Source organism: Streptomyces fradiae (genome assembly GCF_041270065.1).
GTDB lineage: Bacteria > Actinomycetota > Actinomycetes > Streptomycetales > Streptomycetaceae > Streptomyces.
This window is the reverse complement of sequence record NZ_CP065958.1, coordinates 7,374,648-7,395,239: the sequence shown is the minus strand read 5'-3', so window position 1 is coordinate 7,395,239 and position 20,592 is coordinate 7,374,648. Positions and strand designations below refer to the sequence as shown.

Sequence of the window (20,592 nt, the reverse complement as noted above, 5' to 3'; positions counted from 1 at the left end):
CTGCGGTGTCCGGCCCGCGGTGACGGTCGGTCCCGGTCGACTCTATCCGGCCGCACGGACACCCCCGCGGCGGCGACCGGGTGGGACGGGTCACTCCGCCAGGCAGTGCACCTCGACACGCTGCACCAGGTTGTTCCCGAAGCCGCCGCGGTTCCAGGGGGCGGTGAGCGGCTGGGTGCGGCCGGTGGCGTCGGTGGCGCGGACGCTGAGGAGGTACGTGCCCGGGGTCGCCGTCCAGCCCGCCCGCCAGGCCGCCCAGGCCCAGGGCCGGTCCGGGTCGGCGGTGACCTCGGCGTCCGTCCAGCTCTGCTCGCCGTCGGCGCTGAGCTCGACCCGGACCACGGGGCCGTGCCCGGACCAGGCGCGGCCGGCCAGCGGCACCGGGCCGGGGCGGACGACGCGGGCCCGGGTCATGAAGTCGGGGAAGCCGGGCGGGATCATCAGGGCGCGCGGGGCGATCAGGGTCACCGGCTCGCCCGGGTCGTCCGGATCCTCGGTGACGCCCCGGTAGCGGTACGCGACGGCCTGCTGGAAGCCGGTGAAGGGGGTGTCGGTGACGGTGACCGAGCGGAGCCACTTCACCGAGGCCATGCCGTACCAGCCGGGCACGACCAGGCGCAGCGGGTGCCCGTGCTGGGGCGGCAGCGGGGCGCCGTTCATGGCGTACGCGACGAGGACGCCGCGGTCCGGGTCGGCGGCCTGGCCGAGCGGGAGGCTGCGCCGGTAGTCCTGCTCGACACCGCGTTCCACGCCGTGGTCGGCGCCGGTGAAGACCGCCTCGACCGCGCCGGCCCGCGGGCCCGCCTCGGCGAGCAGGGCGGCCAGCGGGACGCCGGTCCAGTCGGCGGTGCCGACGGCCTCGGCCAGCCAGGGCTGGCTGACCGGGCGGGGCGTGAGGCGGGCCCGGCCGTTGCCCGCGCACTCCAGGGTGACCCGGTGGGTGACGGCGGGGCGGGCGCGGAGCGCCGCGAGGTCGAGCGAGAGCGGGTGGTCGACGTGGCCGTCGAGGTCGAGCCGCCAGACGTCGGGGTCGGTGGCGGGGATGTCGTAGTGCACCAGGACGTAGTGCAGGCCGGGCGGGCTGGTGTCGTGGGCGAGCGCTTCGAGCGGCAGGCCGTGGTTGCGGGTGGCGAGGGCCAGTTCGGCGGTGCTGATGCCCTCGTCGGGCCCGGCGACGCGGCCCGGCGCGCTGACCTCCCCGAGGCTGACCTCGCCGAGTCCGGGTGTGCCGTCCATAGTCCTCATGGTGCGCCGTCCGGGCCGGGGCGGCATCCTTCGGAGCGGGGCAGCAGGGGGTCGCGGCCGGGGTACCGCGCCGGGGGGGGGCGCCGGGCGCGGCCCGGCCGGGCACCGCGGGCCGGTGTTCCCCGGACGCCCGCCGTCGACGAGTCGCGCCGGTGCCGTGCCACCGGCGGTGGGCCCGGGGCCGCCGGTTCGGTGGTGGGCGGGGCGTACCGCTGCCGCCAGGCCAGTGCGAGGCGCTCACGCGCCGGGGCCGCCGGGCGCGGCCCGGCACCGGCGGGCAGCCCGCCGTGGGCGGGGGCGCTTCGGCCACCAGGTGCCGGCGCCGCTCAGTCCTCCGTGACGGTGACCTTCACGGAGTGCAGGCCGGTCGCCCCGTCCGGCATGACGTCGGCGCGGCGGTCGGTCTGCACGGCGCCGGTGCCGTCGGTGGCGCGCACCGTGAGGGTGTGCTTGCCGGGGGTGGCGGGCCAGCGGTGGACCCACTGGCGCCAGGTGTCGCGGCCGTCCTCGGCGCCGAGCTCGGCGTCCTGCCAGGGCCCGTCGTCGACCCGTACCTGGACCCGGGAGACGCCCCGGTGCTGGGCCCAGGCGACGCCGGCGACGGCGACCGGCCGGGTGCCCGCGGTGATCCTGGCGAGGGGCCGGGGGGTGTCGATGCGGGACTGGGTCTTGATCGGGGCCTGTGCGGACCAGCCGCGCGGCACCCAGTAGGCGTCGTACGCGGCGAAGGTGGTGAGCTCCAGGGAGCTCAGCCACTTGCAGGCGGAGACGTAGCCGTACAGGCCGGGGACGACCATGCGGACGGGGAAGCCGTGCGCGAAGGGCAGCGGCTCGCCGTTCATGCCGAAGGCGAGGAGCGCGTCGCGGCCGTCCATGACGTCCTCGACGGGGGTGCCGATGGTCATGCCGTCGACGGAGCGGGCGACGAGCTGGTCGGCGGGTCCGCCCCGCGAGGGCGGGCGGACCCCGCACTCGCGGAGCAGGCCGTCGAGGCGGACACCGAGCCAGCGGGCGTTGCCGACGAGGGAGCCGCCGACCTCGTTGGAGACGCAGGCGAGGGTGATGTCGCGTTCGACGACCTCGCGGCGCAGCAGCTCGGGCAGGGTGAAGACCCGCACCTGCGGTACGCCGCTGCCGTGGATGCGCAGCTTCCAGGTGTCGGCGTCGACGCGCGGGACGACGAGCGCGGTGTCGACCCGGTAGAAGTCCTTGTTCGGGGTGACGAAGGGGCTGATGCCCTCGACCGGGAGCTGGGCGCCGGGCGGTACGGCGGGGGCGGGCGAGGCGGGCCGGGGCAGCCGCAGCGCGCTGCGGGAGGCGGCGGCGTGCTCGGAGCGGGTGGAGCCCAGGCTGCGGGCCAGGAAGGTGGCCGCGGTGGCGCCGGCGGCCACGCCGGCCCCGGCGAGCAGGAAGCCGCGCCGGTCGGTGCGGGGCGCCGCGGCGGGGCGCGGCCGGGTGAGCCGGGCGATCAGGACGTACAGCAGGGCGGCGGCGGTGGCCGCGCCGGCCAGCGAGGGCAGCGCGTCGCCGGCGGAGGTGGAGTCGGGCCGGGTGACGGCGGCGAGCACCCCGAGCGCGCCGAGCAGCCCCACGCCGGCGAGGGCGGCGGCCCGGCGGCGCAGGGCGAGCAGACCGAGACCGGCGGCGATCAGCGCGAGCAGCACCAGGATGCCGAATTCCAGGACCGCCTTGTCGCTCTCGCCGAAGGTGCGGATCGCCCAGTCCTTGACCCCGGCCGGGGTGCGGTCGACGACGGCGTCGCCGACGGCGGGCACCGGCCCGGCCTCGGGCCGCACCACGACGGCCACGAGCGCGGCGACCGCGAGCCCGCCGTATCCGGCGAGGATCCCGGCGAGGGCGGCGAGCAGCCGGTCGGTACGGGTGGGCGGCGGGGGCGCAGCGGTCATGCCCCGATTCTGGGCGCGGGAGCGCCCCGGGGCGAGCATCCGGGGCGCGGCGTCGTTCGTACGGACTCAGGGCCGTTCCCCGCCGCCCGGCGGGTGTTCGCCGGGTACGGCGAGCTCCTCCACCGCCTCCACTCCGACGACGGCTCCGGTGGAGCGCTTGCCGCGGCGCAGCCGGCCCTCCAGCCAGGAGGCGAAGGTGGTGAGGAGGAAGTTGAGGATCACGAAGACGACGGCCACGATGGTGAACGAGGCGATCGTGTTCGCGCCGTAGTTCGCGCTCATCGGGCGCACGGAGGCGAGGAGTTCCGAGAAGCCGAGCATCGCGCCGCCGAGCGCGGTGTCCTTGACGATGACGACGAGCTGGCTGACCAGTGCGGGCAGCATCGCGGTGACGGACTGCGGGAGCAGCACGTACGCCATGGTCTGGCCCTTGCGCATGCCGATCGCCTTGGCGGCGTCGGTCTGGCCGCCGGGCAGGGCGAGGATGCCGGCCCGGACGACCTCGGCGAGGACCGAGGAGTTGTAGAGCACGAGGCCGGTGACGACCGCGTACAGCGGCCGGTTCTCGGGGCTGACGTCGGTGAACTCCGAGTAGGCGGCGTTGGCGAAGAGCATCAGGATCAGTACGGGGATGGCGCGGAAGAACTCCACGACGGTGCCGGCCGTCGCCCGTACCCAGGTGTGGTCGGAGAGCCGGGCGATGCCGAACAGCGCGCCGAGCGGCAGCGCGATCACCATGGCGAGGGCGGCGGCGATGACGGTGTTCTGCAGGGCCGGGAGGAGGTAGGTGCTCCAGACCCGGGAGTCGGTGAAGAAGGGCTTCCACTTGTCCCAGGTGAGCTGGTCCTTGTCGGCGAGGCTCTGCACCACCCACCAGACCACGGCGGCCAGGGCCACCAGGAAGAGCGCGGTGTAGAGCACGTTGCGCCGGCGTGAGCGCGGCCCGGGGGCGTCGTAGAGGACGGTGGGCTTCTCCTTCATCGCTTCACCGCCACCTTCTTGGCGACCCAGCCGAGGAACAGTCCGGTGGGCAGGGTGAGGCAGATGAAGCCGAAGGCGAAGATCGCGGAGATGAGCAGCAGCTGCGCCTCGTTCTCGATCATCTCGCGCATCAGGAGCGCGGCTTCGGCGACGCCGATGGCGGCGGCGACGGTGGTGTTCTTGGTGAGGGCGATGAGGACGTTGGTGAGGGGGCCGACGACCGAGCGGAAGGCCTGCGGCAGCACGATGAGGCGCAGGGTCTGGGTGAAGTTCAGGCCGATGGCGCGGGCGGCCTCGACCTGGCCCAGGGGCACGGTGTTGATGCCGGAGCGCAGGGCCTCGCAGACGAAGGCGGAGGTGTAGGCGGTGAGGCCGAGGACGGCGAGCCGGAAGTTGATGGCCGTGAAGTCCTTGGCGCCGAGGCTGACTCCGAGGGTCTGGAAGAGGCCGAGCGAGGTGAAGACGATGATGACGGTGAGCGGGATGTTGCGGACGATGTTGACGTAGACGGTGCCGAAGCCCCGCATGAGGGGAACGGGGCTGACGCGCATGGCGGCCAGCAGCGTTCCCCAGATGAGGGAGCCTATGGCGGAGTAGAACGTCAGCTGGATGGTGGTCCAGAAGGCGCCCAGGATGTCGTAGCCCTCGAGGAAGTCGAACACGGCGGCCTGCTCACTGGACGATGACGCCGATCTTGGGGGCGGGTTCGTTCTGGTAACCGGCGGGGCCGAGGTTCTTGTCCACGGCGGCCTGCCAGGATCCGTCGGCGACCATCTTCTCCAGGGCCTTGTTGATCTGGTCCTTGAGTTCGCTGCCCTTCTGGACGCCGATGCCGTAGTTCTCGTTGCTCAGCTTGAAGCCGCCGAGCTTGAACTTGCCCTTGAACTCGGGCTGCGCGGCAAAGCCGGCCAGGATCGAGTCGTCGGTGGTCAGGGCGTCGATCACGCCGTTCTCCAGGCCGGTGAGGCACTCGGAGTAGCCGCCGTACTCCTGGAGCTGGGCGTTCGGGGCGATCTTCGTCTTGACGTTCTGGGCGGAGGTCGAGCCGGTGACCGAGCAGAGCTTCTTGTTGTTGAGGTCGGTGGGCTTGGTGATGGTGTTGTCGTCCGCGCGGATCAGCACGTCCTGGTGGGCGAGGAGGTAGGGACCGGCGAAGTCGACCTTCTCCTGCCGCTTCTCGTTGATCGAGTAGGTGGCCGCGATGAAGTCCACGTCGCCGCGCTGGAGCAGCGTCTCGCGGTCGGCGCTCTTCGCCTCCTTCCAGACGATGTCGGACGGATCGTGGCCGAGTTCCTTCGCGACGTACGTCGCGACGTCGACATCGAAGCCCGTGTACTTGCCGTCAGGCGTCTTCAGGCCGAGGCCGGGCTGGTCGAACTTGATCCCGACGGTGATCTTGTCGTCGCCGCCCCCGCCGCCGCCACCGTCGTCGCTGCACGCGGCGCCGGTGAAGGCGAGGACGACCGCGGCGGCCGCGGCGACGGTGATCCTGCGGTTCCTGTGCGGGTTCATGGTCTTCACTCCACGGTGGTGCGGGTACGGGTACGGGTTTCGGGTGGGGGTACGGTGCGGGTCAGTGCTTGAGGATCTTCGACAGGAAGTCCTTGGCGCGCTCGCTGCGCGGGTTGCTGAAGAACTCGTCGGGCGTGGTCTCCTCGACGATCCGGCCGTCGGACATGAAGACCACACGATTGGCCGCCGAGCGGGCGAAGCCCATCTCGTGGGTGACGACCACCATCGTCATGCCGTCCTTGGCCAGCTGCCGCATGACCTCCAGGACCTCGTTGATCATCTCCGGGTCGAGCGCCGAGGTCGGCTCGTCGAACAGCATCACCTTGGGGTCCATGGCGAGCGCGCGGGCGATCGCGACGCGCTGCTGCTGTCCGCCGGAGAGCTGCGCCGGGTACTTGTCCGCCTGGTTGGCCACGCCGACCCGCTCAAGCAGGGCGCGGGCGCGTTCCTCGGCCTTCTTGCGGTCCTTCTTGCGGACCTTGATCTGGCCGAGGGTGACATTGGCGAGGACGGTCTTGTGGGCGAAGAGGTTGAACGACTGGAAGACCATGCCGACGTCGGCGCGCAGCGCGGCCAGCGCCTTGCCCTCGGCGGGCAGCGGCCGGCCGTCGATGGTGATGGTGCCGGAGTCGATCGTCTCCAGCCGGTTGATGGCACGGCACAGCGTGGACTTGCCGGACCCGGAGGGCCCGATGACGACCACGACCTCCCCACGGTGGATGGTGAGGTCGATGGACTGGAGCACGTGGAGCGCGCCGAAGTGTTTGTCGACGTCGCTCAGGACGACGAGTGCGTCGCCACCGTCCGGGACGGCCATGACACCCTCCTGGGTCACCGCCCCCGTATCGCCGCTTCCTCCCCACGTTCATGCTCCGCCCTCCGCCCGGGAGGCGCACGCCGGGCCGGGGCGCGCGGACACGGAGCGTGGCGGGGCGGCCGTACGGCGCGAGAGGAACGGCGCGGGTGAACGGCGGGCGGCGGAGGCGCAACGTCCGTATTTCACCATCCGGGACGCGCCCGAAAGGCCTTGCCCTCGCTCGCCCGCACTTGCTTGGATCTTGTCCGCTCGCAGAACCAGGAACAGCGCACGACCTGCCGGTGCCACACGCAGCCCACGGAAAGGCCCCCACACCGATGCACGCGCGACCGGACGACGTCCGTCATCTGCACACGTTAGGTCCGCACGGGACGAACCTGGAGGCCGCCTCTCACGAGTGGCTGCGCCGCCGCGGCGTCACCGACGGCTCCGTCACCCTGCACGCCTCGATCGAGGAGGCCCTGGAGGCCGTCCCCGACGACGGCCGGCACGCGCTCACCGCGTGCGCCGTCTACCCCGCCCTGCACACGCTGGTCTTCGCCAATCTGCACCGGCTGCACATGATCGACAGCTTCGTGATGCCGACCCACAACATGGTGCTCGCCAGCCGCGGTACGGACACCCCGGCCGTGGTCGCCTCGCACCCGGCGCCCCAGGGCCTGGTCCGGCCGGCCCTCGCCCCGGCCGGCGTCGAGGTACTCGAGGTGCTGAGCAACTCGCAGGCCGCGATCGACTGCGCCGAGGGCCGGGTGGACGGCTGCATCACCACCATCGTGGCCGCCGAGCGCCACGGACTGCGCGTGATACGCGACTTCGGGCCGGTGCCCATGGTCTTCACGGTGCACCAGGTGCTCGCCGTCGACCTCTCGTCCGACCCCTCCGCCATCGCGTCCGACGCCGCCGCACCGCTCGCCGGGGCCGCCCGATGAGCCTTCGTACGACGCCTGCCGCGGGACGGCCCGCCACCGCGCCCGTGCCGGAGTATCTGCTCGCCGAGGCGACCGTGCTCCAGGACTCGCTGATCCCGCTGGTGAACCGCTTCCGGGCGCGCCAGGCCGACGACGGCACGGTGCCGGCGCCCACGGCCGACGACCGGGAGCTGCTGGCACGGATACGGGACGAGGGCGCGGCCTGGTACCGGCGGCACGCGCTCGACGGGCAGGCCGAGGCCCTGGAGGCCGACGTCGACGGCTGGCTGGCTGCCGGGCTCGACGCCCGCCCGCACTTCGGGCGCTCCCGGGACGCGCTCGCCGCGCCCGCCGACGGCGAGACCACGTTCTTCCTGGCGCCGGTCCAGACGACCAACAGCGCGCCGCCGGTCGGCAAGCGGCTCGACTGCTTCTTCGCCCTGCGCAAGGAGCCGGACGCGCTGCCGGTGCTCGCCGAGAGCTTTCCGCACCCGAAGAACAACTGCCAGTCGCTGATCCTGCTCACCGGCAGCGCGGGCTTCGCGCACGGCTCGTGCATCGTGTTCTTCCCGGAGAACGTGGCCGCGCACGACAAGGTCACCGAGCAGCCGTACGCGATGTTCTTCTTCAACAAGATGCGCAAGATCCACGAGACGTACGCGCTGCCGGCCGCCGCCGCGGTGCTCACCGCGGACTCGCTGCCCCGCGCGTCCGGCGGGCTCGCGGCCGACGTGTGTTTCGAGGCCCGCGCGATCTGGGGCTATCTCCACGACGCGATGCACTACCAGGGCCTGTGGCCGTTCGACGAGCACATCGCGCTCAAGATGAACTGGTTCGTGGGGCTCCTTGAGGAGATCAAGGTCGACGCGAAGACGGTGCTCGCCTGCGCGGACAGCGGGCTCGTGCCGTACGCCGAGGAACAGATCGCGATGATCCTCCTGGAGCGGGTCTTCCGCTATCCGCAGGCCGACGACGCCACCGGCAACTTCGACTCCGGCACCGGGGTCTTCCTCTACTCCTGGTTCCGCGAGCACGGCGCGCTCACCGGCGATCCGGCCGGCGGCGGACTGCTCCGGCTCGACCTCGAACGGGCCGTCGAGGCGCTGCGCGCCTATGTCGCCACCATGGAGACGCTGGAGGCGGAGGTCACCGAGGACGCCGAGTACCGCTCCCGCGCACGCGAGCTGGTACGGGCGTACCTGCCGGCGCCGGAGTCGGACCGGGACGCCTCGGGGCGCCGGCTGCGGTACGCCTTCACCGCCGACCAGGAGGTCCTGCGGCGCGCCAAGGGCGGGCTCGACCGGCTGCCGCCGCTGGAGTTCGCGCGGGCGGAGTGGTGACGGACCACGACACGGAGCACGACACGGAGCACGGTGGGGCGGGGCACGGGCAGCGGGGCGGACGCCTCGCCGTGCCAGGGCTCGCGGCCCTGATGGTGCTGCTGCTCGCGACCGGCTGGCTGCTCTCCGGGCATCTGGTGAGCGGCGCGCCGGCGCTCGCCGTCGCCGCCGGCCGGACCGCGGCGAGCTTCGTGGTGATCACGGCGGTCGCGGCCGTGCTGCCGCGCACCTGGGCCGGGGTGCGCACCGCGACGGCCCGCCCGGGCGCGGTCGCGGTCCTCGCGTTCCTCGGCTTCTTCGCGTACTACTCGGGCACGCTGCTCGGGACCAGCCGGATCGGGGCGTCCCGGGTCGGTCTGATCGTGTCCCTGCTGCCCTGTCTCACCTTCCTGATCGGCATCGCCGCCTTCCGCGAGCCGTCCACCCGCCGCAAGCTGCTCGGCACGCTCCTCGCGGTGGCCGCCGCCTGCGGTTACGCGGTCGCCGACGGCCGGGCGGGCGGCGACACCGTCGGCACGGGCGCGCTGCTCACCGGCGGTCTGATGGCGCTCGGCGGCACCTTCACGTACGCGCTGTACGGCTATGTGTACCGGCAGCGCATGGCCGACGTGCCGCCGCTCGCCGCGCTGCCCGCGATCACCGGCGCGGGCACCGTGATGCTGGGCGCGGCGACGCTGCTCTTCGTGCCGCTGGGCTCCGTGGACGCGGCCGACTGGGCGGGGATCGGGGTGCTCGGCGCGGTGCTGACCGCGCCGGTGTTCGTGATCTCGCACGAGCTGATCCTGCGCAAGGGCCCGCTGTTCACCTCGGCGGTGGCGCTGGTCGTGCCGTTCCTGGTGCGGCTCGGCGAGTGGGCGCTCGGCACGGCGGGCCCGCCCGGGCCGCTGGTCGTGGCGCTCATCGCGGTCTGCGCGGCGGGCGTCTGGCTGACCGTCGGCGGGCGTACCGCGCCGCCCCGGTCCGTACCGGCGCCGCAGCAGCCCGGCGACCGGGACACGGAGACCCAGGACGCCGGCGACCAGGACGCCGAAACCACCGCACCGAGGCAAGGAAACCGTTCATGACCGAAGCCCGTCCCACCGTCGTCCTGCTCTACCAGCGCGTCTCGCTCCCCTGGATCTTCGAGGGCGCCGCGCGGGCCGGCGTCGACGTGGTGCTCGTCCCCCGGCCCGACGAGGAGGTGCGGGCCGACCGGCTGCCGCCCGCCGTCGTCGAGGTGCTGCCGCTGGACGTGGAGGGCGACCCGGCGGGGGCGCTCGACGCGCTGCGCAAGCGGCACGAGGCCCGTCCGTTCCATGGCGTCGCCACCCTGTACGACCCGCTGGTGCCGTTCGTCGCGGAGGCCGCCGAGCTGCTCGGCCTGCCCGGCATCGGCCGGGACACCGCGCTCGGCGCCCAGGACAAGCGGGTGATGCGGGAGCGCCTTTCGGCGGCCGCGCTCAACGTGCCACGGTTCGCGCGGGTCGACGGCCCGGACCCGGAGCCGGGCCTCGCGGCCGCCGGCGACCTCGACTTCCCGGTCGTGGTGAAGCCAGCGCACGGCTTCTCCAGCCTGGGCGTGACCCGCGCCGACACGCCCGAGGCCCTGCGCGGGACGGTCGCCGAGGTGCGCCGGGTGTGCGCCGCGAAGCTGGGCGTCGCGGACGCGGCCCTGGTGGTCGAGGAGTATCTGGACGGGCCCGAGTTCGCCGTGGAGTCCCTGGTGTCCGGGGGCAGGGTCCGGATCCTGTCGATCGGCTACAAGGGGGAGCCGGAAGGCCCCTACTTCGAGGAGAGCGTCTACCGGGCGCCCGCCGTCCTTCCGGCCGCGGTCCGCGACGCGGTGGTGCGCGAGGTGACCGCCGCCCACGCGGCGCTCGGCATCGCCGACGGCCCCACCCACACCGAACTGCGGCTGCGCGGCGGCACGAAGCCGTACCTCCTGGAGATGGGGGCGCGGATCGGCGGCTCCGGCGTCTCGCACTATGTGGCCTCGCACGTCAGCGGGGTCGACCTGGCCGCCGAGGCGCTGCGGATCGCGGTGGGCGGTGCGCCGGCCGGCGGGTACGGGGAGGGGCTCGCCGAGCCGGTCGGGGCCGCCGCCAACTACATCGTGCCGTGCGGCGGGCACGGCCGGATCAGCGCCGTGCACGGCCTGGACGCGCTGCGGGACGACCCGCGCGTCGACCACGTGGTGCAGATGCTGTTCCCGGGCGACGAGGTGCGCCCCTACCCGGACTTCACCGGCTATCCGGCCTTCGTGATCTCCCGGCACGGCAGCACGGCGGAGGCCGAGGAGTTCCACGCCCTGCTTGAGCGGGCGATCCGTATCGACTACGCCGAGGAGGCCACCGCGTGAGCCCCGAACCCTTCGACGACCGGGACGGCACCGTCTGGCTGGACGGCGCCTTCGTGCCGTGGCGGGAGGCCCGGCTGCACGTCCTCTCGCACGGACTGCACTACGGCGGCGCGGTGTTCGAGGGCGTGCGGGTGTACGGCGGGCGTCCGTTCAAGTCCGTGGAGCACGCGGAGCGGCTGCGCGCCTCGGCCCGAGAGCTGAACTTCGCGCTCCCGTACACGGCGGCCGAACTCGACGCCGTCACCCGGGAGATCGTGTCCCGCGAGGGCATCACCGACGGCTATGTACGGCCGGTGGCCTGGCGCGGAGCCGAGCAGATCAGCGTCTCCGGGGCCGGCAACAGCGTCCATGTCGCGGTCGCCGCCTGGGAGTGGCCGCATGTCTTCGCGGACGGGGCGCAGGAGCGGGGCATCCGGCTCAAGACCTCGCGCTGGCGGCGCCCTTCGCCGGACACCGCCCCCGTCCGGGCGAAGGCGGCCTCGCTGTACGCGATCGGCACCCTGGCCCGCGACGAGGCGGAGGCGGCCGGCTTCGACGACGCGCTGCTCCTGGACCACCGGGGCCGGCTCGCCGAGGCGACCGGCGCCAATCTCTTCCTGGTGATCGACGGCGAGCTGCACACCCCGGTCCCGGACGGCTTCCTCGACGGCATCACCCGGCAGACCGTGATCGCCCTGGCCGGTGAACTCGGCCTGACGGTACGGGTACGGGGCATCGACCCGGCCGAACTCGCCCTGGCCGACGAGGTGTTCCTCACCGGCACGGCGTACGAGGTGCAGCCGGTGCGCACGGTCGACGACCGCGCGTTCACGGTCGGCAAGACGACGCTGCGCCTCGCGGAGGCGTACGGAGAGCTGGTGCGCCGGACGGACTGACGCGGGACCCCGGCTCCCGGCGTGCGACGGCCCGCCCCGTTCGGCCGACGGAGCGGGCCGCGTCCCGTGGCCTCACCGTATGCGGGCGGTGACCGGTCCGCCACCGGCCGTTCGGGGGGCGTCGCGACGCGTGTACGGCGTCCGTGTGACGGCCCGGGTGCGGTGTCTGCGCACGGGGCGCGGGCGGCGGACACTGGAGGCGGGACGCACGCCGCCACCGCGCAGAGGAGGCCCGCCATGAGCGCCGCCGCACCCAAGGTCAGCACGCTCCCGCCCGAGCACCGGGAACGTCTGATGGCCTTCGCCGAGGACGTGTACTTCGAGGCGGGCGACCGGTTGTTCGAGGAACAGGACCGCGCCGACCGCTTCTGGATCGTGAAGACGGGCGCGGTCACCCTGGACGCCAGGGTGCCGGGGCGCGGGGCGCCCGTCATCGAGACGCTGCGGCACGGCGAGCTGGTGGGCCTGTCGTGGCTGTTCCCGCCGTATCTGTGCCAGTCGGGCGCGGAGGCGATGACGCCGGTCAGGGCCTACGAGTTCGACGGTGCGGCGGTGCGGTCGATGTGCCGGACTGATCCGGAGTTCGGTTCGTCGGTGATGTTCTGGGTCGGCCAGATCCTCGCCCACCGGCTCCAGGTGACCCGGGTCCGGCTGCTCGACCTGTACGCCCCGCACGGCAGCGGGATCCTGGCCTGACCCCCGTACGGCATCTCCCCGTACGGCCTGGTTCAGCCCTCCGGTGTGCGGAGCTCCTTGACGTGCCAGTCGAGCAGGGCGCCGTCGGCGCGGCTGATCTGGCCGCGCCGGGCGAAGCCGGCCCGGCGGGCCACGGCCCCGGGACCGGCACCGGCGGCGGCACCGGGTGCTTCGCCCGCCGCCCGGGCGTGGTCGCAGGCGAGCAGCACGGCCCGCGTCGCGAGGCCGCGGCCGCGGGCCTCGGGCCGGAGGGAGACGCACAGGTCGACGTCGCCGCGGGCGAACCCGGCGGCCGCCGGGCGCAGCTCGACGGTGCCGACGAGCCGTCCGGCGCGGATGCCGAGGATCCGTACGGGGCCGTGGGCGCGCCACGGTTCCCAGGGGTGGGGGGCAGAGGTCCGGCCCGGGTCGTCGGGGCCGAGGGGCGACAGGGTGACGACCCCGTCCGAGAGCTTCGCTTCTTCACGCACCTGAGCGATCTTGTCGCCTATCCGCCCGTGCCACAATCGGTATCCGGACGGACACGCGGAGGCATCATGCCAAGCCGTCACCCGAACGGGCGCCCGGGGCGGTGCGCTCCCCCGGCGGACCGCAGGCTGGGAGCGTCGACACGGGGAGGCCGAGGGTGAGTACGGACGATCCCGCGCGGGCACGGGCGGCGGCCCGGTCCCGGCTGCTCGCGCGCTGCGCGATGCTGGCGGCCGTCGTCGCCGTGCTCACGCTGTTCCTGCCGTTCGGCGACGGCGGCGTCCTGATCGTGCTCAGCGGCCTCGCCGGGCTCGCGCTGTCCGCGGCGGGCGTCTGGTGGTTCCTGGCACACCGCGGCCCGGTGCGGTTCCTCGGCGCGCTGCTCGCGGCCGGCACACCGGTCGGCGTCATGCTCCTGTACGTGGCGGGCGGGCTGTGGCCGTCGGCGCTGACCGCCCTGGCGCTGTGGGGCGTCGCCCTGTTCTGCGCCCGCCGGGCCCTGCACCGGCCGAGCCTCGGGCACCGGGCGCGGCCCGCCGCGCGGCCCGCGCGGCCGGTGCTCCTGATGAACCCGAAGTCCGGCGGCGGGAAGGTCGAGAAGTTCGACCTGGTCGGGAAGGCCGAGCGGTTGGGCGCGAAGGTGCTGCTGCTCGCCCCTGCCGAGCCGGGCGGCGCGTTCCCGGACGCGGCCGAACTGGCCCGCTCCGCCGTCGCCGGCGGGGCGGACCTGCTGGGGGTGGCGGGCGGCGACGGCACCCAGGCCCTGGTGGCGGCCGTGGCGGCCGAGCACGACCTGCCGTTCCTGGTGATCAGCGCGGGCACCCGCAACCACTTCGCGATGGACCTCGGCCTGGACCGCGCCGACCCGTCGCGCTGTCTGGACGCGCTCACCGACGGCGAGGAGCTGCGGGTGGACCTCGGGGACGTGGCCGGGCGGCCGTTCGTCAACACCGTGTCCTTCGGGGTGTACGCGGACGTGGTGCAGCGCCCGGAGTACCGGAACGCGAAGGCGGAGACGGCGCTGAGCATGATGCCCGACCTGCTCGCCGCCGGCTCGGGGCGGCGCCTCGACGCACGGGCCGACGCCACCGAGCTGCCCGACCAGCAGGCGCTGCTCGTCTCCAACAACCCGTACAACTCGCCCGATCCCTTCGGCGGCGGCAAGCGGCCCCGGCTCGACGGCGGCGCGCTCGGCGTGGTCGGCATCCGGGTGGACGGCGCCGCGCAGGCGGCGGACCTCGCGGTGCGCGGGGCGCAGTCGGCCGGTCTGAACGTGCTGACGGCCCGCCGGGTCGAGGTCGGCTCCGCGTCCACCGAACTGGCGGTGGCCGTCGACGGCGAGGCCCTGACCCTGCCGGCGCCGGTCGTCTGCACGCTGCGGCCGAGGGCCCTGCGGGTCCTGGTGCCGCGCGACCGGCCGGGCACCCTGCCCGCCGCTCCGCCGCTGAGCTGGCGCCGGGTCGTCGCGCTCGCCTTCGGCCCGCGCCGAGGAAGGACCTCCCATGACTGAGCTCGCTCCCCCGGACACCGTCCGCGCCGTGCTCGCCGATCTGCGGGCGATCGACGGCGCGCTGTACGCGGCGGTCGCCGCCACGCCCACCCCGACCCTGGACCGGGCGCTGCGACTCCTTTCGGCCGCCGCCGACCACTCCAAGATCTCGTTCACGGTGGCCGGGGCGCTCGCTCTCGCGGGCGGCCGGGCGCGGCGGGCGGCGGTCGCCGGGGCCGGCGCGATCGCGATCGCCTCGGTCTCGGCGAACCTGCTCGGCAAACGTCTCGTACGGCGCCGGCGGCCGGACCGGGAGGCGGCCCGGGTGATCGTGGCGCGGCATGTGCCGATGCCCTCGTCGGCCTCGTTCCCGTCGGGGCACACGGCGTCGGCAATCGCCTTCGCCACGGCCGTGGGCGTGGTGCTGCCGCCGATGGCGGTCCCGCTGGGGATCCTGGCGAGCGCCGTGGGCTACTCACGGGTCCACACGGGTGTCCACTACCCGGGTGATGTCGCCGCCGGCGCCGTCCTCGGCCTGGCCGCCGCGGTGACCTCGCTGGCCGCGACCGAGGCGCTGCTGCCGGAACGGTACTGACCCCCCCGCGCCGGCGGGAACAACCGGGCTCCTCAAGGGACTTGAAGAAGGACATGACGACCTCCTCGTTCGACACCCGCACCCTGCTCGCCGAGAGCCGCCTCGGCGTCCTGGCCACCCTGAAGGCGGACGGACGGCCGCAGCTGTCCCCCGTGATGCCGTTCTACGACCCGAAGACCGAGACGCTGTACGTGTCGATGACCGAGGGCCGGGCCAAGACGGCCAATCTGCGCCGGGACCCGCGCGCCGCCCTGGAGGTGACCGCCCAGGACGGCCGGGCGTGGGCGACCGCCGAGGGCACGGTCACGCTGACCGGGCCGGGCACCGACCCGTACGGCCCCGAGGTCGAGGCACTCGTCGAGTACTACCGGCTGGCCGCCGGGGAGCACCCCGACTGGGAGGAGTACCGGGCGGTGATGGTCGCCGACCGGCGGGTGCTGATGCGGATGTCCGTCGACCACGTCTACGGACAGTCCCTGCGCTGAGTCCGGCGTGCGGCCCGGTCAGCTCTTGCGGACCGGGCCGAGGCGGCCGGCCGGGCGCTCGACCGGCTCGTCGCGGGCCTCGGCCCACAGCGAGCGCACATGGCCGAGGTGGCGCATCATGCACTCCTCGGCGCCCTGCCGGTCGCCGGCGATCATCAGGTCGAGGAGCTCCACGTGTTCCTCCGCCGACGACACCAGCTTGCCCGCCTCGTCGAGGCCGGTCAGTCCGTACAGCCGGGAGCGCTTGCGCAGGTCGTTCACGGTCTCGACGAGGCGGTCGTTCCCGGCCAGACCGAGCAGGGTGAGGTGGAAGCGGCGGTCCGCCTCCAGATAGCCGATGAGGTTGTGCTCGCGCGCGTTGGTGACGATCTCCTCGGCGAGCGGGCGCAGCGCCTCCAGCTGCTCCTCGGTGGCGGTCTCGGTGACCCGGCCGACCGTGGGGACCTCGATCAGGGTGCGCAGTTCGGTGCACTGGTCGAGCTCGCGCTCGCTGACCTCGGTGATGCGGAAGCCCTTGTTGCGGACGGGTTCGACGAGGCCCTCGCGGGCCAGGTCGAGCATCGCCTCGCGCACCGGGGTGGCCGACACGCCGAGTTCGGCGGCGAGTCCGGGCGCCGAGTAGATGCTGCCCGGGCGGAGTTCGCCCGCTATCAGGGCGGCGCGCAAGGCGTGGCCGACCTGGTCGCGGAGCCGCTCCTGGGCCTTGATGAGACTGTGCTGCTTCAGGTCACCCACGCTGATCCTCCGAGAACTCGCCGGAGGACAGCGTACAATGTCACGTTTCTCAGCCGGACCTGCCGTAGTCGGTACGGGCCGCGCCGTACACGGCGACGGCCACGGCGAGGTCCTCCCAGGCCATGCCGACACTCTTGAAGAGACGGGGAACGGCGGGGCCGGGCGGGGCCGCCCGGCCACTGACCAGTTCGGCCAGCGTGCCGGCCCGGTGGCCGGGGCCGATCACCCCCTCCGCCTCCGGGATCAGCAGATCACCGGCCTCGCGGGCCGCGGCGGCCCGCGACTCCACGTAGACGGCGGACCGCCGCACCAGCTCCGAGTCGGTCTCGCGCGCGTCCGGTTCGTGCGAGCCGACGGCGACGACCGTGGCGCCGGGCGCGACGAGCCGCCCGTCGAAGAGCGGGGTACGGGCGGTGGTGCAGCACACCACGAGGTCCGCGTCCGGCACGTCCCCGGCCGTGCCCGTACGGGCCTTCGGCACGCCGAGCTCCCGGGCGTGCGCGGCGAGCCGGGCCGCCCGGCCGGGGTCGCGGGCCACCACCACGACCTCGGTGACCTCGCGTTCGGCGAGCACCGCCGCCAGATGCCCGTACGCCTGCGGCCCCGAGCCGAAGAGCAGCAGCCGCACCGGGCGGCCGGGCGCCGTGAGGTGACGGATCGCCAGGGCGGACACCGCTGGGGTACGCAGGGTGGTGAGCGCGGCGCCGTCGAGGACGGCCACCGGGCGCAGGGTCGGCCCGTCCAGGAGCAGATAGCTGCCGGTGATCCGGGGCAGGCCGCGGGCCGGGTTGCCCGGCGCCACTCCGGCGACCTTCACCCCGGCCCAGGACGCGGAGGCGGCGGGCATCAGCAGGAGTTCACCGGCCGGCACCGGCACCGCGCTGCGCGGCGCGGCGGACTCCGGGTCGAGCCCGTCGCGGAGGGCCGCGGCGAGCGCGTCGGCGGCCGCGGCCGGGGGCAGCAGCCGGGTCACGGCTGCCGCGTCGAGGACGAGGGGGGTGGGGTTCTCGGAGGCCTCGGGGACCGCGTGGTTCACAGGCGCATCGGGGGCCTCAGGGGTATCGGGGGTCACAGGGTGAATCCCGTGCCGAGGGCGTCGTCCGGGTCGAGCACGAAGCGGTGCTCGCCGGTGCGGTGGGCGGTGCCGGTCACCTCCGTGACCCTACCGGTGGCGCCCGGCCGCGCCGGCAGGACACGGCCGGTGAAGACCGTGCCGACGATCGACGTGTGGGTCAGCTCCTCACCCTCCGTCAGGCGGCCCTCGTCGGCGAGCAGGGCGAGCCGGGCGGAGGTGCCGGAGCCGCAGGGCGAGCGGTCGATCTGGCCGTCGGCGAAGACGGTGACATTGCGCTGGTGCGGGCCGCGCGGGGTGTCGGGCAGCTCCTCGTACAGGATCACGCCGTACACCCCGGAGAGCCGCGGGTCCGCCGGATCACGGGTCGCCGGGTGGCCCGCGAGCGCCGTACGGATCTCCTGACCGGCGCGGGTCAGGGCGGCGAGCCCGGCCGGCTCGACGCCGAGGCCGAGCGCGGCGGCGGGCAGCGCCGCGTAGCAGGCGCCGGCGTGCGCGAGGTCCACCTCGACCGTGCCGAGGCTCGTGGCGACCGGCACCTTGCGGGCCGCGACCCGCGCGGGCACGTTGCGGAAGGTGACCCCGGTGGTGCGGCCGCCCGCGCGGTGCACGGTCGCGGTCACCCGGCCGGACGGCACGTCGATGCGGACCTGGACGTCGCCGTCGGCGGGCGCGGCGACCCGGCCGGAGTCGACCGCCCATGCGCCGAGCGCGATGGTGCCGTGCCCGCAGGCCGTGGACCAGCCGTCCTTGTGCCAGAACAGGACGCCCAGATGGGCGCCGTCGTCGTCCGGCGGGACGACGAGCCCGCCGTACATCCCGGCATGGCCGCGCGGCTCCCGGACGAGCAGCCGGCGCAGGTCGTCGTGCGGGCCGGGGCGCGGGTCGGTGCCCCCGCCGTGACCGGCGTCGCTGCCGGGCCGGGGCGGGGTGAGGAGGGTGGCGCGGCGTTCGGCGACGGTGTCGCCGGGCACCGGCGGGAGGCCGGAGCCGGTGAGGTCCGCGAGGTCGACGATGCGGAAGGGCTCGCCGGCCGTGTGGTAGTCGGTGGTGCGCACCCCGGTGAAGGGTGCGGGGAAAGGGGTGACGGTCACAGGAGGAATCCCGCGGGGAAGGGGTCGGTGGGGTCGAGGAAGTACTGGGCGGTGCCGGTGATCCAGGCGCGTCCGGTGACGGTGGGGACGACGGCGGGCCGGCCGGCGACCGTGGTCTCGCGGACGAGCCGGCCGGTGAACTCGGTGCCGATGAAGGACTCGTTGACGAAGTCCGTGTCGAGCGGCAGGAGTCCGCGCGCGTGCAACTGCGCCATCCGGGCACTGGTGCCCGTACCGCACGGGGAACGGTCGAACCAGCCGGGGTGGATGGCCATCGCGTGCCGGGAGCGGCGGGCGTCGGAGCCGGGGGCGGCGAGGTAGACGTGCTTGAGGCCGGACACCGCCGGGTCCTCCGGGTGCACCGGGCGGTCCGGGCCCGCGTTCACCACGTCCATCAGGGCGAGCCCGGCGGCGAGCAGGTCCTCCTTGCGGTCCCGGTCGAAGGGCAGGCCGAGCGCGTCGAGTTCCACGAAGGCGTAGAAGTTGCCGCCGTAGGCCAGGTCGTAGGTGACCGTGCCGAAGCCGGGGACCTCGGCCTTGAGGTCCAGGCCGACCGAGAAGGCGGGCACGTTGGTGAGGGTCACGGCGGTCGCCGCGCCGTCCTCCACACGGACGTCCACGCTGACCAGTCCGGCCGGGGTGTCGAGCCGGACCGTGGTCACGGGCTCCGTGACCGGCACCATGCCGGTCTCGACGAGGACGGTGGCGACGCCGATCGTGCCGTGGCCGCACATCGGGAGCAGCCCGGACACCTCGATGAACAGCACGCCGTAGTCGGCGTCGGGGCGGGTGGGCGGCTGCAGGATCGCGCCGCTCATGGCCGCGTGGCCGCGCGGCTCGTACATGAGGAGCGTGCGCAGATGGTCCAGGTGCTCGATGAAGTGCAGCCGCTTCTCGGCCATGGTGGCGCCGGGGATCACCCCGACGCCGCCGGTGATCACCCGGGTGGGCATGCCCTCGGTGTGCGAGTCCACCGCGTGGAAGACGTGACGGGTGCGCATGGGTCGGTTCCCTCCGGTCAGTGGTGACGCCGTCTCAGTGATGGCCGGTCAGTGACGGCCGGTCGGTGGTGGCACCTCAGTGGTGGCCGTCGGCCAGGGCCTTTTCGGTGGCGGCGCGCACGGCGCTCGCCGTGGCCCCGGTCAGCGGGAGGCGCGGCGCCCGGGTCGGGCCGCCGTGGCGGCCGGCGAGGTCCATCGAGGCCTTGATGGCCTGGACGAACTCCGTCTTGGAGTCCCAGCGGAGCAGCGGGTGCAGCGCCCGGTAGAGCGGCAGGGCGGTGGCGAGGTCGCCCGCGGTGGCGGCGCGGTAGAGGGTGGCGCAGGAGGCCGGCAGCGCGTTCGGGTATCCGGCGATCCAGCCCACCGCACCGGCCAGGGCCAGTTCCAGCAGGACGTCGTCCGCACCGATCAACAGGTCGAGGTCCGGGGCGAGTTCGGCGATCTCGTAAGCCCGGCGCACATCGCCGCTGAACTCCTTCACCGCCACGATGTGTCCGGCCGCGTGCAGCCGGGCGAGGAGCGGCGGGGTCAGGTCGACCTTGGTGTCGATGGGATTGTTGTACGCGACGACCGGCAGGCCCACGCCCGCGACCTCCGCGTAGTGCGCGAGCACCGCCGACTCGTCGGCCCGGTACGCGTTCGGCGGCAGGAGCAGGACGGATCCGGCGCCGGCCTCGGCGGCCTGCTCCGCCCAGCGGCGGGACTCGGCGCTGCCGTACGCGGCGACCCCGGGCATCACCCGCGCCCCGTCGCCGGCCGCCTCCACAGCCGTACGGACCACCCGGGCCCGCTCCTCCGGCGTGAGGGTCTGGTACTCCCCCAGCGAGCCGTTGGGGACGACACCGTCGCAGCCGTTGTCGATCAGCCAGCGCACATGCTCGGCATAGGCGTCGTAGTCGACGGAGAGATCGGGGCGGAGGGGAAGGGTGGTGGCGACCATGATGCCGCGCCAGGGGCGGGTGGGGGTCCAGTGCGAGGTGGTGACGCTCATCAACAGCTCCTTAGTAGTGTGTGACATTTTATTGGTGGGTGCG

Annotated in this window: 21 protein-coding genes; 9 read left to right on the top strand and 12 right to left on the bottom strand. The window is 74.1% G+C overall.

Translation table 11 applies throughout. From position 1 onward, the window contains the following. Positions 1-90 precede the first annotated feature (90 nt). From JAO84_RS33590 to JAO84_RS33565, 6 genes are all read right to left on the bottom strand, one after another. Positions 91-1,236, bottom strand: coding sequence for a sulfite oxidase (locus tag JAO84_RS33590; RefSeq protein WP_370416229.1), 1,146 nt, complete (start codon positions 1,234-1,236; stop codon positions 91-93). 335 nt (positions 1,237-1,571) lie between these two features. Further along, complete coding sequence (locus JAO84_RS33585; protein WP_370416228.1) at positions 1,572-3,152, bottom strand: molybdopterin-dependent oxidoreductase; 1,581 nt, start codon at positions 3,150-3,152, stop codon at positions 1,572-1,574. A gap of 66 nt (positions 3,153-3,218) precedes the next feature. Beyond that, positions 3,219-4,133, bottom strand: a complete 915-nt coding sequence (locus tag JAO84_RS33580; protein WP_370416227.1) for an amino acid ABC transporter permease — start codon at positions 4,131-4,133, stop codon at positions 3,219-3,221. Continuing rightward, on the bottom strand, positions 4,130-4,795 hold the full coding sequence (locus JAO84_RS33575; protein ID WP_370416226.1) for an amino acid ABC transporter permease: 666 nt from the start codon (positions 4,793-4,795) through the stop codon (positions 4,130-4,132). Before JAO84_RS33575 ends, JAO84_RS33580 begins: the two co-directional genes overlap by 4 nt. A gap of 10 nt (positions 4,796-4,805) precedes the next feature. Then, positions 4,806-5,645 (bottom strand): glutamate ABC transporter substrate-binding protein, encoded by an 840-nt coding sequence (locus JAO84_RS33570; RefSeq protein ID WP_370416225.1) that lies wholly within the window; start codon positions 5,643-5,645, stop codon positions 4,806-4,808. Between the two features lie 61 nt (positions 5,646-5,706). Further along, the gene (locus JAO84_RS33565) at positions 5,707-6,462 is read right to left on the bottom strand and encodes an amino acid ABC transporter ATP-binding protein (protein WP_265863612.1); all 756 of its coding nucleotides are present in this window, start codon (positions 6,460-6,462) and stop codon (positions 5,707-5,709) included. A gap of 317 nt (positions 6,463-6,779) precedes the next feature. On the opposite strand from JAO84_RS33565, the gene JAO84_RS33560 reads away from it, so the two are divergent. The 6 genes from JAO84_RS33560 (at position 6,780) to JAO84_RS33535 (ending at position 12,619) form a co-directional block, all read left to right on the top strand. Continuing rightward, on the top strand, positions 6,780-7,391 hold the full coding sequence (locus JAO84_RS33560) for a bacilysin biosynthesis protein BacA (RefSeq protein ID WP_370416224.1): 612 nt from the start codon (positions 6,780-6,782) through the stop codon (positions 7,389-7,391). Beyond that, entirely contained in the window at positions 7,388-8,710 is a 1,323-nt protein-coding gene (locus JAO84_RS33555) for a DUF6421 family protein (protein ID WP_370416223.1), read from the top strand. The genes JAO84_RS33560 and JAO84_RS33555 overlap by 4 nt, the downstream gene beginning before the upstream one ends. Further along, positions 8,707-9,774 (top strand): DMT family transporter, encoded by a 1,068-nt coding sequence (locus tag JAO84_RS33550; RefSeq protein ID WP_370416222.1) that lies wholly within the window; start codon positions 8,707-8,709, stop codon positions 9,772-9,774. Before JAO84_RS33555 ends, JAO84_RS33550 begins: the two co-directional genes overlap by 4 nt. Further along, the gene (locus JAO84_RS33545) at positions 9,771-11,048 is read left to right on the top strand and encodes an ATP-grasp domain-containing protein (protein WP_370416221.1); all 1,278 of its coding nucleotides are present in this window, start codon (positions 9,771-9,773) and stop codon (positions 11,046-11,048) included. The genes JAO84_RS33550 and JAO84_RS33545 overlap by 4 nt, the downstream gene beginning before the upstream one ends. Then, complete coding sequence (locus JAO84_RS33540; protein ID WP_370416220.1) at positions 11,045-11,923, top strand: branched-chain amino acid aminotransferase; 879 nt, start codon at positions 11,045-11,047, stop codon at positions 11,921-11,923. Before JAO84_RS33545 ends, JAO84_RS33540 begins: the two co-directional genes overlap by 4 nt. Positions 11,924-12,160: 237 nt before the next feature. Next, entirely contained in the window at positions 12,161-12,619 is a 459-nt protein-coding gene (locus JAO84_RS33535; protein WP_265863619.1) for a Crp/Fnr family transcriptional regulator, read from the top strand. A 32-nt stretch (positions 12,620-12,651) separates the two neighbouring features. Here JAO84_RS33535 and JAO84_RS33530 read toward each other — a convergent pair whose 3' ends face one another. Beyond that, positions 12,652-13,089 carry a GNAT family N-acetyltransferase gene (locus JAO84_RS33530; RefSeq protein WP_370416219.1) on the bottom strand — a complete coding sequence of 146 codons (438 nt, stop codon included), beginning with the start codon at positions 13,087-13,089 and terminating at the stop codon, positions 12,652-12,654. A gap of 221 nt (positions 13,090-13,310) precedes the next feature. Here JAO84_RS33530 and JAO84_RS33525 point away from each other — a divergent pair, with 221 nt between their 5' ends. From JAO84_RS33525 to JAO84_RS33515, 3 genes are read left to right on the top strand one after another with little or no spacing between them, the layout of a single operon-like run. Then, entirely contained in the window at positions 13,311-14,597 is a 1,287-nt protein-coding gene (locus tag JAO84_RS33525) for a diacylglycerol kinase family protein (RefSeq protein WP_370416939.1), read from the top strand. Next, positions 14,590-15,171 (top strand): phosphatase PAP2 family protein, encoded by a 582-nt coding sequence (locus JAO84_RS33520; RefSeq protein ID WP_370416218.1) that lies wholly within the window; start codon positions 14,590-14,592, stop codon positions 15,169-15,171. Before JAO84_RS33525 ends, JAO84_RS33520 begins: the two co-directional genes overlap by 8 nt. Before the next feature lie 53 nt (positions 15,172-15,224). After that, positions 15,225-15,656, top strand: a complete 432-nt coding sequence (locus JAO84_RS33515) for a PPOX class F420-dependent oxidoreductase (RefSeq protein WP_370416217.1) — start codon at positions 15,225-15,227, stop codon at positions 15,654-15,656. An 18-nt stretch (positions 15,657-15,674) separates the two neighbouring features. On the opposite strand, the gene JAO84_RS33510 is transcribed toward JAO84_RS33515, so the two are convergent. The 5 genes from JAO84_RS33510 to JAO84_RS33490 form a co-directional block, all read right to left on the bottom strand. After that, the gene (locus JAO84_RS33510) at positions 15,675-16,391 is read right to left on the bottom strand and encodes a GntR family transcriptional regulator (protein WP_370416216.1); all 717 of its coding nucleotides are present in this window, start codon (positions 16,389-16,391) and stop codon (positions 15,675-15,677) included. A 49-nt stretch (positions 16,392-16,440) separates the two neighbouring features. After that, positions 16,441-17,427 (bottom strand): ornithine cyclodeaminase family protein, encoded by a 987-nt coding sequence (locus JAO84_RS33505; protein ID WP_370416215.1) that lies wholly within the window; start codon positions 17,425-17,427, stop codon positions 16,441-16,443. Between the two features lie 32 nt (positions 17,428-17,459). Continuing rightward, a complete protein-coding gene (locus JAO84_RS33500; RefSeq protein WP_370416214.1) occupies positions 17,460-18,557 on the bottom strand; it encodes a proline racemase family protein in 1,098 nt (365 codons plus the stop codon). Then, on the bottom strand, positions 18,554-19,558 hold the full coding sequence (locus JAO84_RS33495) for a proline racemase family protein (RefSeq protein ID WP_370416213.1): 1,005 nt from the start codon (positions 19,556-19,558) through the stop codon (positions 18,554-18,556). The genes JAO84_RS33500 and JAO84_RS33495 overlap by 4 nt, the downstream gene beginning before the upstream one ends. 76 nt (positions 19,559-19,634) lie before the next feature. Beyond that, positions 19,635-20,549 carry a dihydrodipicolinate synthase family protein gene (locus tag JAO84_RS33490; RefSeq protein ID WP_370416212.1) on the bottom strand — a complete coding sequence of 305 codons (915 nt, stop codon included), beginning with the start codon at positions 20,547-20,549 and terminating at the stop codon, positions 19,635-19,637. Between the last annotated feature and the right edge of the window lie 43 nt (positions 20,550-20,592).

Coding starts and splice junctions, on each gene's coding strand:
- JAO84_RS33590 (WP_370416229.1), bottom strand. CDS start 1,236: ATGGACGGCACACCCGGACTCGGCGAGGTCAGCCTCGGGGAGGTCAGC.
- JAO84_RS33585 (WP_370416228.1), bottom strand. CDS start 3,152: ATGACCGCTGCGCCCCCGCCGCCCACCCGTACCGACCGGCTGCTCGCC.
- JAO84_RS33580 (WP_370416227.1), bottom strand. CDS start 4,133: ATGAAGGAGAAGCCCACCGTCCTCTACGACGCCCCCGGGCCGCGCTCA.
- JAO84_RS33570 (WP_370416225.1), bottom strand. CDS start 5,645: ATGAACCCGCACAGGAACCGCAGGATCACCGTCGCCGCGGCCGCCGCG.
- JAO84_RS33565 (WP_265863612.1), bottom strand. CDS start 6,462: ATGGCCGTCCCGGACGGTGGCGACGCACTCGTCGTCCTGAGCGACGTC.
- JAO84_RS33560 (WP_370416224.1), top strand. CDS start 6,780: ATGCACGCGCGACCGGACGACGTCCGTCATCTGCACACGTTAGGTCCG.
- JAO84_RS33555 (WP_370416223.1), top strand. CDS start 7,388: ATGAGCCTTCGTACGACGCCTGCCGCGGGACGGCCCGCCACCGCGCCC.
- JAO84_RS33545 (WP_370416221.1), top strand. CDS start 9,771: ATGACCGAAGCCCGTCCCACCGTCGTCCTGCTCTACCAGCGCGTCTCG.
- JAO84_RS33535 (WP_265863619.1), top strand. CDS start 12,161: ATGAGCGCCGCCGCACCCAAGGTCAGCACGCTCCCGCCCGAGCACCGG.
- JAO84_RS33525 (WP_370416939.1), top strand. CDS start 13,311: ATGCTGGCGGCCGTCGTCGCCGTGCTCACGCTGTTCCTGCCGTTCGGC.
- JAO84_RS33520 (WP_370416218.1), top strand. CDS start 14,590: ATGACTGAGCTCGCTCCCCCGGACACCGTCCGCGCCGTGCTCGCCGAT.
- JAO84_RS33515 (WP_370416217.1), top strand. CDS start 15,225: ATGACGACCTCCTCGTTCGACACCCGCACCCTGCTCGCCGAGAGCCGC.
- JAO84_RS33495 (WP_370416213.1), bottom strand. CDS start 19,558: ATGCGCACCCGTCACGTCTTCCACGCGGTGGACTCGCACACCGAGGGC.
- JAO84_RS33490 (WP_370416212.1), bottom strand. CDS start 20,549: ATGAGCGTCACCACCTCGCACTGGACCCCCACCCGCCCCTGGCGCGGC.